Here is a 12,375-nt window from a genome sequence, read left to right as displayed (position 1 = left end):
TTGGAACAGAAGAAAGATGAATTCAAGAACACACGTCGCCGCCTTTGCCCGAAGGTGGATCTCCCATACCGCCCACGCGTTGGCGACCGTCGCGACGTCACTGGCGTTACTTGCCCAGGCAAGCGTCACCCACGCCGATGACGTCTCGTTCTCACGCGACGTCTTGCCGGTCCTGTCCGACCGATGTTTTCACTGTCACGGCCCCGACGAAAGCAATCGCGAAGCGGGCCTTCGTTTGGATGTCGAAGAACACGCCAAAGAGGATCGCGGTGGTTATGCCGCCATCGTTCCGGGAAATCTGGAGGACAGTGAACTCTGGCGGCGGATCACGACGGATGATGAGTATGAAGTCATGCCGCCGACGGATTCACACCGCAAGCCGCTGACCGAATCGGAGCGAGCGGCGATTCGCGAGTGGATACTGTCTGGAGCGACGTGGGGCAAGCATTGGTCCCTGGAGGTGCCGACACGGCCCGAACCGCCCGCGGCCGACCGGCATCCGATCGATGCATTTATCGAGTCACGTCTTGCCGGCGAAGGTTTCTCACTGAGTGGTCGGGCCGCACCGCACACCCAACTAAAACGGCTGACGTTGGATCTGACGGGGCTCTCACCCACTCCGCAAGACGTCGCGGATTTCGACGGTTCGGATCAGGCATGGAATGACGCCATCGATCGCTTGCTGCAATCACCCCGCAATGCCGAGCGAATGGCGATGTGGTGGTTAGACGCAGCACGCTACTCGGACTCCGACGGGTTTCAGCAAGACGCGACGCGTCAGAATTGGCCGTGGCGTGATTGGGTGATTCGCCAATTTCGCGACAACAAGTCGTTTCGTGACTTTACGATCGAACAGTTTGCCGGCGACCTGCTTCCCGATGCGACCGAGGAACAGATCCTGGCGACTTGCTTTCACCGCAATCACATGACCAACGGGGAAGGCGGTCGCGACCCGGAAGAATCCCGGATCGACTACGTGATCGATCGAATCAACACCACCGGCACCGTTTGGTTGGGGCTGACGCTCGGTTGTGTGCAATGCCATTCACACAAATTTGATCCGATTTCGCACCAAGATTACTACTCGCTGTCTGCGTTCTTCAACAGCATCGACGAAGACGGCAAGGCGGGGATGAACGCCAAGCCGTACCTGGAGTACACCTCGCCGCACGTCCAAGATCGCATCGACGAAATGGCATCCTTCGTCCAGCAGTGCGAGGCGGAACACGAACGGGCGCGTCAATCGGCCGAGCGGCGGTTCGACGATTGGTTGCACGACCGAGTCGAATCGAAACCGGCCGATCACCAAGTCTGGTGGACCCCCACACCCGGCGTGAGCAGCAGTGAGGGGACGCTATTTCGCGTCGAAGCCGATCAAACCGTCCAGACCCATGGCCCAAAACCGACACAGGATGACTATCGAGTCGCTTTGGAGGTCCCGACGCCGATGGAACAAGTGTCCGGGTTCCGCATCGAAGTGTTGCCGGATGATGCTCATGTCGAGAAGCGATTCACACGTGACGGCAACGGAGAATTCACGCTCACCAGCGTCCTGGCGATGGTCCGCCGACAGGGAAGCCCATCGGAGATTCCGTTGGAGCTGCGTTCGGTTGTCGCTGACGTGGAGGCCGATGAGAAACGCGACACGAAATGGGACCAGCGTTACGCCAAGGTCGGCAAGACGTTGAACGACGACGCCCGCGACGGTTGGACGACCGAGGGTGTCGAGAAGATCGAGCCGCATGTCGCGGTTTATCAATTGGCCACGCCGTGGCAGGTGCGTCCCGGCGATCAGTTTGTGATCCTGCTGCGTCAGCGTTCGACGCACGGCCGCGCCAACATCGGACGATTCAAGATCGCGTTGGCCGCCGAGCGTGGCGAGACGGTTCGGAGAGTCGATGGGGATTCTCCGATCGCAGAACTGGTTCGCACTTTGAACGACGGCAATCAAGTCGACGAAGCACTCCGCAAACGATTGCTCGCACAGTACCTGCTGGGCGATGCGGACTACCAAGCGGTGGCAAAGAAACGCGACTCGGCCAAGAAGCAGCTCGCGGACCTGAAAAATCAAGCCAAACCGCGGAAGGTGATGGTGCTGGCCGAAAGGGAGAAACCGCGCGAAACACACATCCTGGTTCGAGGTGTCTGGGACGCCAAAGGCGAAACGGTGCAGCGTGCGGTGTTGCCGAGTGTGCTGGACTGGCCGGCGACCCAAGCAACGTCACGACTGGATCTGGCCCGCTGGATCGTCGATTCCGAAAACCCGCTGACCGCACGTGTCGCGGTGAATCATCTTTGGCAGATCATGTTCGGCCAGGGGCTGGTCCGAACGCCCGGCGATTTCGGGTTGCAGGGGGAGCTGCCGACGCATCCGCGATTGCTGGATTGGTTGGCGGTCGAGTTGATCCAAAGTGATTGGGATCTACAACACATCCTCCGGCTGATCGCGACCAGTGAGACGTATCGCCAAAGCAGCGTGGCGTCGGCGGAGTTGCTGGCCAGTGATCCGGACAACCGCCTACTCGCGCGGGCGCCGCGATTTCGATTGCCGGCATGGATGATCCGCGACAACGCGTTGCATGTTTCCGGGCTGTTGTCGACCGCGGTTGGCGGGCCGCCGGTACGGCCGTATCAACCCGAAGGCGTCTGGGCCGAGATCACGATGGGACGCTTCGACTATCAACCCAGCGTCGGTCCGGCACAGTACCGAAGAACGGTGTATGCGTTTTGGCGTCGCAGCAGCGCCCCGACGTTCTTGTTCGACAGCGCCCAGCGCCGCGTTTGCGAAGTCGGTGTTCGTCGCACCAACACGCCGCTTCACGCGTTGACGTTGCTGAACGACGTCAGCATGCTGGAAGCGTCGCGGGCGCTTGCTGATGCGGTCGTGGGCGCCGAAGACCAGGTGGTCGATGGCCGACTGCAGAATCTCGCCATGCGGGTGCTGTCGCGCGAGCTGAGCGAAGAGGAGCTAGCTGAATTGAAAGCGGTGTTGGATTCGGCGACGGAGATTTACGACGGCGATCCGAAGATGGCGGTCGAGTATTGCACCGTGGGCCAGCAGTCGCCGCCGCGACCGGAATTCGCTCCGCAGACCGCCGCCTGGATGACCGTTGCCAGTTTACTTTTGAACCTTGACGAGGCGATGACCCGTGAGTGAGATCGATTCCAAACTTGGGCGCCGCGCGTTCTTGAACCAGGCCGGATTGAACTTCGGCGCCTTGGCCGCCGCCGCGATGCTGGGCGATGAGCTGGCCGCTTCGCAAGTCGAACGCGGCTTGCCGCACTTTGCGCCAAAGGCCGAGCGAGTGATTTTCCTGACGCAATCCGGCGGGCCGTCGCAAATCGAGCTGTTCGATTACAAGCCCGACTTGCATAAACTGGCCGGGACGGAACTTCCCGACAGCGTCCGCCAGGGGCAGCGGCTGACCGGGATGACGAAAAACCAGAAACAACTGATTCTGCCGCCGATCACCCGTTTCGACGCCCACGGTCAGTGTGGGGCTTTGATCGGCGAGTGGCTGCCGCACCTCGGTTCGATCGCCGACGACGTGTGCTTCGTCAAATCGATGGTCACCGACCAGATCAATCACGCCCCGGCGATGACGAAGTTTCTGACGGGCCATCAGTTGCCGGGGCGGCCGAGTTTCGGATGCTGGGCCAGCTATGGGCTGGGCAGCATGAACAAGAATCTGCCGGACTATGTCGTCCTGCTTTCGCGGATGAAGCGGGGCAGCGATCAACCGCTGTACGACCATTACTGGGGCAGCGGGTTTTTGCCGTCCAAACACCAGGGAGTGAAACTGCGCAGTGCCAAAGACCCGGTGCTGTATTTGAATGATCCTGATGGGTTTCCGCGAGAGCTTCGTCGCGACATGCTCGATTCACTGGCCTCGTTGAATCGGCATCACCACGCACAGACGCTGGACCCCGAAATTGAAACGCGGATCGATCAATACGAAATGGCGTTCCGGATGCAATCAAGCATCCCAGAATTGACCGATCTGAGCGACGAATCCGAGTCGACGTTCCAGATGTACGGCCCCGATTCGCGACGGCCGGGAAGCTATGCCGCAAACTGCATTCTGGCGCGACGTTTGGCCGAGCGCGGCGTGCGGTTCATTCAACTCTTTCATCCCGACTGGGACCATCATTCACGACTCCGTTCGTGGTGCGTTTCGCGGTGCATCGACACGGACCAGCCCAGCGCGGCGTTGGTCGCGGATTTGAAACGGCGAGGGATGCTCGATGACACGCTGGTGATCTGGGGTGGCGAATTCGGGCGTGGCGTCGCCGGGCAGGGCAAGTGGGACTCTCCGTTGGCCGGCCGTGACCATCACCCGCGTTGTTTCACGGTTTGGATGGCCGGTGCGGGCATCAAGCCGGGATTTAGCTATGGCGCGACCGACGACTTCAGTTACAACGTGGTGGAAAACCCCGTTCACGTCCGCGACCTACACGCCACCGCGCTTCATTTGCTCGGCATCGACCACGACCGTTTCACCCACCGCCACCAGGGGCTTGATTTCAAGTTGACCGGCGTGGAAGAGTCGCATGTCGTTGACGGGATACTCGCGTGACATGCGAGAAGGAGGGAGTCGCCTAAAGGCTAAACACCAACGTGCGCCGCGGGGGTTTTGACTATCGTTCGCGGCGGCGGGCGGCTCGGCCGGCGTGGTCTTTCATCGCCGCTCCGGCGGCCAGTGCCATCGCGCCGATCAGGACTTGGGACATCGGGTGCGAGGCGACGTTGCCGAGTTGTTTGCCGATCGTTGGTCCCCAACGCTGGGCGCTGCGGAGTCGATCCCAGGCGTCGTCGATGTCGCGTTCGTTCTTGGCGCGATGCAACAGGTCCAGGATGTCCAGCGAGGGTTCGAAGTGGGAGCGTGCGGCGTCGAATTTGGCCGCGCGGAACCGCTGCATCAACCGTCCGAGAGCTTCGATGCAGCGCTGCATGTCGCGGATGTCGTCGTGATGGCGTCTGGTATCGCCGTCCAAGTCATCGAGTTGCTGGTCGACCCCCTGGATCCGGGCGACAATTTGGTCGTCGGTCAGCGACGGGGTTCGGCGGGCGTTGGATGCCAGGTCCCGTGTATCGATCTCGGCAAGCTGTTGGCGAATCGCCGAAACGGCCTCGCGGTAATATTCGCCGCGGGTGTCTTCCAAATCTGTCAGCTCGCGTTCCAGCGTATCGGTTTCGTCGCGGGTCTTGTCCAGTTCGACGAGCTGGCTTTCACGTCGCTTTCCCAATTGTTCGGCTTTCGCCACCGCGGCGGCCAGCCCGAGACGCTTGACGACCAGATCACGCCGTTTTTCCAGTTCATCCATCACCGTGTCGAGCGCCGCGCGGTCGTCGGCGATGATCTTGCGCATCTGGTCGGGCGTTTCAGCCAGGAACCGATAGCTTTGGCTGGCCTTGTGGTAATCGATGTACTTGGCCAGCCAGCGGTCCATGCGGCGAGTGAAGCCGCGTTTGCCGTAGCGGTCGGTGCCGTAGTTCTGGTCGCGCAGGTAGGTGAACAGCGAGCTGTTTTCATAGCCCGGCAGTTTGCGGGCGGCGTCCTGTTCGATTTCGTTCAGATTGGCTTCGGCCCGTTCCAAGGCCGCTTCGGCCATGGCGGCGCGTTGGGATAGCGACACAAATGTTTCGTCGGCGGCCAGTTCGGATTCAACCTTTGCGGCGAGTTCGTCCTGTTTCAATTTCGCTTCGTCGAATTCGGAATTGATCTCTAGCAAGCGATCTTCTTGGAGCGTGCGTCGTTCGTTCGCGTCGGCCAGGGCGCTGGAGACGCGGCGGCGGTGGTCTTCTTTGCGCATCAAGACTTGTCGGACGCGATCACGGACTTCACCCCAAGAGGATTCGATCGCGTCGCGGGTCAGTTCGGGCAGGTAATACTCCGCCAGACTGACCAGGGCATCGCTGCGGTCGTCGCCCAACTGATCGCGTTGAGAATCGATCGACGAGATCTTCGAACGCATCTCGTCCAGCCGCTGTTGGACATCTTTGTAGCCGTCCATCAGCAAACGGTGCATTTCCGGACCGGAAATCGTCATCGTGGGTACCATCCTGGGTTAACCGAAGAAATACCAAAGTCCGCCGGCGATGCCCGCGACACCGGCCATCGACCAAATGATCCTGTTTCGCCAAACCCAACAGTGGGCGAGGAAATTTTTCATCCCCGGTTGGGGGTCCTGGTAGGTGTGCAGGGTTTCCATGTATTGGCCGATCGCGGCATCGATTTCCGCTTCGGTCACGTTGTCGCCGGACAGGCGGGCGGTCCGCATCAATTTTTCGCGCAGGGCGACGCGGATGTCGTCGCGGCGAAACATCTCTTCGGCCTGCTCGCGCTGGTCCCGCATTTCTCGGGCGACGTCCATCACCCGCAGCGTTTCCTGTAACGTCAGGGAATGCCCGGGCAATTCGACCGGTGACTGTTGTGCTTGTGCTTGGCTCATCGCGGTGGAGATGGGAAACAAGTGCCATTGGGGGCAGTGCCAACGGGGCAGGAGGGGCGTTGCCCGAGGATACAACATACCGTCTCGATTGCGTCGGGGGCATCGGTGCGCTAACTTGGTAGGCACGTCGACGCTCGTCGACCGCTTTTTCGTCCGCCAAATCCATCCGCCGAAGACACAAAACATGGCCCAGCAAGCTCAAGCGACTGCCTCCCAATCCCAGTCTCAGCCACGCGACACGAGCAAGATGCGGAAGTACCTGAACGACGCGGTCCAGGTGCTGAAGGATTTCGGGGTCGACAGCAAGAGCGGTGCCCCGCAAGAGTTGATCTCGCTGCTGGAGGGGGTCAAGCATCTCGATGAAGGGAAGGTGCTGGCGATCGCCGACGTGATTCAGCACATGGGGGCGTTCAACGCGTTGGTGCGTGAGAATGTCGAGAGCATCGAGGTCGGCAACCGCTACCTGGCGATCTCGCAGGAATTCGACTCGGTCCGCGATGACAGCAAACGCTTGATCGCCCAACTGGATGACGGTCGCATCAGCGGGACGGAAAAACTGTCCAACTGGTGGATGAAAATTCGCCGCGGAACCCCCAACGATCGCTTCGAAAAAATCGTCGAAATCTACGCCGACGTCGCCAAGGACACCAAGGAGGCACTCAAGAGCGAAGACCGGATCATGGAGGCATACATCGACTTTCGATTCGCGCTCAAGGAGGCTGAGGTGCTGGCGCGTGAACTGCTCGATGCCCACGCCCCCAGGTTGGAAGCGGCGCAAAAGGCATTGTCCGATGCCCAGGCGGCGCTCGACGCTTATACCGGCACCGACGAAAGTGGGAAGAGCCAATTGGAACTGGCACGCGATGAGTCACGTCAACACTATGAAGACGAGGACGAAACCTACCAGTTGCTCAAAGACATCGCCGAAAACCTGGAAATCGGGTACGACGTCGGGGAAACGTTGATCACCAAACTGAAGCAGACGCACGACGTGAAAGAACGCGTGTACCGTCGCGCGGTGACGTTCTTCACCACCAACGAGCACGTCTTCACCATTTTGGGGACGGTCTACCAAAGCCAGCACGGGTTGCATGAAGTCACCCAGGCGACCGAGGCAATGAAGGATGGCGTCAACAAAGGCTTGGAAGACGTCGCCAACCTGGGGCGGGAACTCGAACGAGCCGCTCTGAAAGCCGGCTACGGGAGCACGATCAACCCCGAGTCGGTCCAAAAACTGGTCGATGCGATCAGCGATTTCCAAATCGAGTCGCTGGAGATGATCGCCGAACTGCGAAAGGAGAGTGAAGAGAGCACGCGGGCGATTCGCAAGAGCGTCGAAGCGGGAAAGAAGAAGTACCAGGAAACACTGGCCCGCCACGCACGCGAACAGATCAACCGCTAAAGCGATGCCACTCGATCCGCTGAACCTGGCCCCCCTGACGGATGCACAAGCGCGCTTCCGGCGAGATTTCAACGATTTCGCCCGCCTGTGGCAAGCGACGAAAGAGGACTGGCGCGACGACCGCGCGGCGGAATTCGAGCGTGAGTACCTGGCGCCGCTGGGGCCCAGTCTGTCGCGACTTGCGTCCTGTTTGGCCGAGTTCACCGAGACGCTACGGAAATCGCAGGCCGCGATCGACGACACCGATCAGCGTTCCAGCGAGCTATACTAGAACGGTAAGGGGATCAGGAACCAACGGCCCGGGCATCCTCGTTGGTGTGCAGGCTTTAGCCCACTGTCGCTGCGATCGCAGCGACGGGAATCGCCTAAAGGCGAGACACCAGCGATTGCTGAATCCCTATTCCGATTAACTCCTCGATCTCGATCCGCACCATGAAAGACCATTCGGTCGCACCGGCCGGGCTGTTCGCGCCCGAGCGACAACGCCGTCTGATCGATGCGCTCGTCGCCCGGTTTGAAACGTGTCAAAAGCAGCGTCAGGAACTGATCAATCGGCACGCCGCCCAGCGGGACGAAGAGGAACAGCAACTGCTTTCCGATCGCAGCGGGGTGACGGCCGAATGTCGGCGCCAGCGACGGATCACATTGGGCCAGTGGGATGCCGCCGAAGAAAAGGTGTTCGCCGGGTATGAAGAAGACACGGTGCGGTTGCGAACCGAGCTAAACCGTCTGGCATCGCTTTATCGCAAAAAGTCGGCGGAGGGGAAGGTTGCGATCGAGCGGAAGGTCGAGGCGCGGCGGGAAGCCGTTTTGCATCAGTTCGAAGCCCGGCGGCACCAACCGGGCGAACAGAGCAAGAAGGAGATCGAACAGATCAATGCGTCGCTGGTGCCGCTAGGTGAAGACGTCGCCTGGGCACGCGACCTGACGATCCGTCGCTTGGATCGCCTGCCCAATGTGCCTCCGCCGGAATCCTCCGAAGAGGACATGAGTGAGCCGCCGCCGGAGTCGATCAAGCAGGCGATCGACACGGTGTACCTGCTTTCGCGCAAGTGCCGCGGCTTTGTCACCGAATTACAGACCAGTGCGGCGGCTAAGTTTGACGATTCGTTTTATCTGCCCGGCGGCGTCGCGGTCGCCGTCCTCTTGTGGTGCATCGGGGTCCAGGTCGCCCAACCGGATCAATACTGGGTGTTCATGATTTCCGGCGTCGTCGCCGCCGCGTTGATCGGGTTTGCCATCTACGCGGCGTTGCTGATCCCGCTGCGTCGACAAACCCGGCGGATGTACCCACTGATCATGCGAACGGCGACGGCGGCCGAAGAGGCGGCCGCGGCCGGGCGAAAGATTTCCAAGGACACCGCGCGCGACGCACTGGCGGAACTCGAAGACCGACGGGACCGACACCTGGAAGCCGCCAAACATTGGCGCGAAGAACAGCTGGAGCATTTGACGCAGCAATTGGCCGCCGAACAGCAGGCGGCCGAAGCCGAGTTGAAGGCGCGATTGACGCAGCTGGGCGACGATTTCCTGGCCGGTTATGGCAAGATCAATTCCGAAATGCATCACCGCGCCGAACAGGTCGCCGCGACCATCACCGAGCAGTTGGCCGATACCGATCAAACCTTGCATCGGCAACGCGAATCCAACGCGCGTCGACGACACGAAGAATTGCAACGGGTGACCGATCGGATGCGCGATGGCGTACGTGGGGGCCTGGAGCGGATCAAATCGACCGGAAAGGCATGCTCGCTGCGATTTCCGCCCTGGGACAAGGTCGCCGCCGATCCGCACACCGAATGCGACAAGCTGGATTTTGTGCCGCTGGGCCATTTGAAGGTGACCGAGTTTCTGGCCCGCACGTTGACTTCTGAAAACGTCAGCGAAGCCTCCGACGGGTCGGGAAACCATTCCGGACAGGTCAAGCCGATCTTTCGCAGCGGAGACCTGCCCGACGAAATGCCCGTCGCACTGCACCGGCGACTGCATAGCGGATTGATCATCCATGCGGCGGCCGACCAGATGCCGCAAGCGGTCGACGTGGTCCATCAGGTGTTGTGGCGGATGCTTTCGGGTACTTCCGGCGGCCGAACCAAGTTGACGTTGATCGACCCGATCGGTCGCGGCCAGAATTTTACCTCGTTCATGTCGCTGGCCGATCATGACCCCAGCTTGGTCAGCCATCGCGTCTGGACGACCGAGAACCAAATCGAAACGCGTTTGGGCGAGATCGCACAGCACGCCGAGGACGTCTTGCAGTCCAGTTTGCGCGACCAGTTTCAACGGGTCGAAGATTACAACCAGATCGCCGGTTCAATGGCCGAACCCTATCAGGCGGTCGCGGCGGTGGGATTCCCCGAAGGCCTGACGCGTGGCGGCTACAAACATCTCAAGGCGCTGATCGAAAGCGGCATTCGTTGCGGCGTGTTTGTGTTGATGGTTTGCAAGGACAACCACCCCTGGCCCAGCGATTTGCCGTTGCCCCATGACCATCGCGTGTTGGAATTGGCGGTGGACAAGGAGGGGCGTTGGAGCGTGCGGCACCAGGGGCTGGAGCGATTGGAGTTTTTGCCGGCGGAGAACGTCGCCGCCGATCTGCGCGGCGAGCTGGCCGAACAAATCGGCACCGCCGCCACCATGTCGGCCCGAGTCGAGATTCCGCTGGAGTCGATCTTGCCGGCCCAAGGCGGTCGGGGGCGGACCGACGATGGCATCGACATCACCATCGGCAGCCAGGGCGGGCAGCGGACGCTGGGGCTGGAGTTGGGCGAAGGCGTCCGCCAGCACGTCTTGATCGCCGGTAAAACGGGGTCGGGAAAAAGCACCCTGCTGCACTCGATCATCACCTCGGGTGCGCATCACTACACGCCGGATCAATTGCAGTTCTACCTGCTGGACTTCAAAAAGGGCGTGGAGTTCAAAACGTATGCCGATAGCGGTCTGCCACACGCCCGCGTGATCGGCATCGAAAGCGAACGCGAATTCGGCCGCAGCGTGTTACAGCGACTGGACCAGGAACTGCAACAGCGCGGTGAACTGTTCCGGGCGCAGTCGACACAGGAATTGTCGGACTATCGCACCGCGAGCGGCAAGCCGATGCCCCGAATCATTCTGGTGATCGATGAGTTCCAGGAGTTATTCATTCGCGACGACCGGGTCGCGGCGGATTGCTCGATGCTGTTGGATCGTTTGGTTCGGCAAGGTCGGTCGTTCGGAATCCACGTGATCTTGAGCAGCCAGTCGCTGGCCGGGGCGTATTCGTTGCCGCGTGCGACGCTGGGGCAGATGGCCGTCCGGATCGCGATGCAATGCAGCGAATCCGACGCGGCGTTGATCTTGTCCGATGACAACACCGCCGCACGGTTGATTTCACGTCCCGGCGAGGCGATTTACAACGATGCCGGCGGTTTGATCGAAGGCAACCAACCGTTCCAAGTCGCCTGGCTGAGCAGCGATCAACACCGTGATTTTTTGACCAAGATCGCCACGCGGGACAGGGCGTTCACCGAAACGTTGCCCCCACCGGTCATTTTCGAAGGCAATCGCCCCTGCAAATGGTCGGCCGCATTGGCCGCCGCCGCGATCAGCGACCGGGCCCGGGCGGGCGAAGAGTTGCACGGGCTGTTGGGCGAAGCGGTCGAGATCGGTCCGCCGGTGGCGATCGAATTGTCACGCAACGCCGGCCGCAACGTGGTCATGATTCCGCCGCCGGAAGCCCGGCCGGGATTGCTCTCGTCGGTGGTGTCCGGATTCGCAAAATCCAACCACGATCTGGAGGTGATTTACTTCAACGGCAATCGCCCCAACGAAACGCCGTCGCTGTATCCCTGGCTGCAACGCGGCGGGTTCAACGTGCGGCAGGTGAAGCCACGCGAGAGTGCGCCGGAGATGGGCAAGCTGGCCGAGTTGGTGAAGCAGCGCGGCGACGAGGCCGAGGGAGTGCATCCGATCGTGATCGTGATCGATCCGCTGGATCGTTTTCGCGATTTTCGCCATGAAGACGCCTTCAGTTTTTCGCTCGACGCCACACAAGGAAGCATGTCGGGCGGCCAAGCGCTGCGTGAGGTGCTCAAGGACGGACCGCCGGCGAACGTCTACTGTGTTCTGGTCTGCGGCGGGGCAGAGATCTTGACCCGCTGGTTGCCGCGGCAATCACAACACGATGTCGAACTGCGCGTGCTGGGGCAATTGAACGCGTCCGATTCGTCACTGCTAATCGATTCGCCGGTCGCCAGCGAACTGTCCGCCGCGACGATGCTGTTGTACGATGAACCGGCCGGTCGAATCAGCAAGTTTCGACAGCCCGACCAGGCCGATGCGATGGACGTCAAGGCTTGGTTGGAACCCTAGTCTTCCCAGTCAGCTTGGTTTTCGAGTAGTGGACGAGGCGACGAGTCCTTTCGGATTGCCAACTGCCGGAACTCCTCGCGTCGTCCACTACCGTTGACCCGATGACGAACGGGGGCCTCAAAAACGAAAAGCCCGAAGGGCAGGTCGCATTTTGGGAGATGCCCCCTTTG

7 protein-coding genes are annotated in these 12,375 nt (G+C 60.8%); 5 read left to right on the top strand and 2 right to left on the bottom strand.

Annotated features, from left to right (window positions below; translation table 11 throughout):
- Positions 1-16 precede the first annotated feature (16 nt).
- Together H1B37_RS25925 and H1B37_RS25920 are read left to right on the top strand one after the other, a co-directional pair.
- Positions 17-3,157 carry a PSD1 and planctomycete cytochrome C domain-containing protein gene (locus tag H1B37_RS25925; RefSeq protein ID WP_182870188.1) on the top strand — a complete coding sequence of 1,047 codons (3,141 nt, stop codon included), beginning with the start codon at positions 17-19 and terminating at the stop codon, positions 3,155-3,157.
- Positions 3,150-4,577, top strand: coding sequence for a DUF1501 domain-containing protein (locus tag H1B37_RS25920; protein ID WP_182870187.1), 1,428 nt, complete (start codon positions 3,150-3,152; stop codon positions 4,575-4,577). The genes H1B37_RS25925 and H1B37_RS25920 overlap by 8 nt, the downstream gene beginning before the upstream one ends.
- Before the next feature lie 61 nt (positions 4,578-4,638).
- On the opposite strand, the gene H1B37_RS25915 is transcribed toward H1B37_RS25920, so the two are convergent.
- Positions 4,639-6,051, bottom strand: coding sequence for a hypothetical protein (locus tag H1B37_RS25915; RefSeq protein WP_286178195.1), 1,413 nt, complete (start codon positions 6,049-6,051; stop codon positions 4,639-4,641).
- A gap of 18 nt (positions 6,052-6,069) precedes the next feature.
- The gene (locus tag H1B37_RS25910) at positions 6,070-6,453 is read right to left on the bottom strand and encodes a DUF6384 family protein (RefSeq protein WP_182870185.1); all 384 of its coding nucleotides are present in this window, start codon (positions 6,451-6,453) and stop codon (positions 6,070-6,072) included.
- Positions 6,454-6,637: 184 nt separating this feature from the next.
- Between H1B37_RS25910 and H1B37_RS25905 the strand changes: the two genes are divergently transcribed.
- The 3 genes from H1B37_RS25905 to H1B37_RS25895 all read left to right on the top strand — a co-directional run bounded on the left by H1B37_RS25905 (position 6,638) and on the right by H1B37_RS25895 (position 12,205).
- Complete coding sequence (locus tag H1B37_RS25905; protein WP_182870184.1) at positions 6,638-7,855, top strand: cell surface protein; 1,218 nt, start codon at positions 6,638-6,640, stop codon at positions 7,853-7,855.
- 4 nt (positions 7,856-7,859) lie between these two features.
- Entirely contained in the window at positions 7,860-8,126 is a 267-nt protein-coding gene (locus tag H1B37_RS25900; RefSeq protein ID WP_182870183.1) for a hypothetical protein, read from the top strand.
- 161 nt (positions 8,127-8,287) lie between these two features.
- Positions 8,288-12,205 (top strand): FtsK/SpoIIIE domain-containing protein, encoded by a 3,918-nt coding sequence (locus tag H1B37_RS25895; protein WP_182870182.1) that lies wholly within the window; start codon positions 8,288-8,290, stop codon positions 12,203-12,205.
- The last annotated feature ends 170 nt before the right edge of the window (positions 12,206-12,375 follow it).

It is taken from the genome of Stieleria mannarensis, assembly GCF_014154935.1.
GTDB lineage: Bacteria > Planctomycetota > Planctomycetia > Pirellulales > Pirellulaceae > Stieleria > Stieleria mannarensis.
This window is presented reverse-complemented; position numbering and strand designations above follow the sequence as displayed.

What these genes read in the sequence shown, in the direction of transcription:
- H1B37_RS25925 (WP_182870188.1), top strand. Translation starts at nt 17, where the DNA reads ATGAATTCAAGAACACACGTCGCCGCCTTTGCCCGAAGGTGGATCTCC.
- H1B37_RS25915 (WP_286178195.1), bottom strand. Translation starts at nt 6,051, where the DNA reads ATGACGATTTCCGGTCCGGAAATGCACCGTTTGCTGATGGACGGCTAC.
- H1B37_RS25910 (WP_182870185.1), bottom strand. Translation starts at nt 6,453, where the DNA reads ATGAGCCAAGCACAAGCACAACAGTCACCGGTCGAATTGCCCGGGCAT.
- H1B37_RS25905 (WP_182870184.1), top strand. Translation starts at nt 6,638, where the DNA reads ATGGCCCAGCAAGCTCAAGCGACTGCCTCCCAATCCCAGTCTCAGCCA.
- H1B37_RS25900 (WP_182870183.1), top strand. Translation starts at nt 7,860, where the DNA reads ATGCCACTCGATCCGCTGAACCTGGCCCCCCTGACGGATGCACAAGCG.
- H1B37_RS25895 (WP_182870182.1), top strand. Translation starts at nt 8,288, where the DNA reads ATGAAAGACCATTCGGTCGCACCGGCCGGGCTGTTCGCGCCCGAGCGA.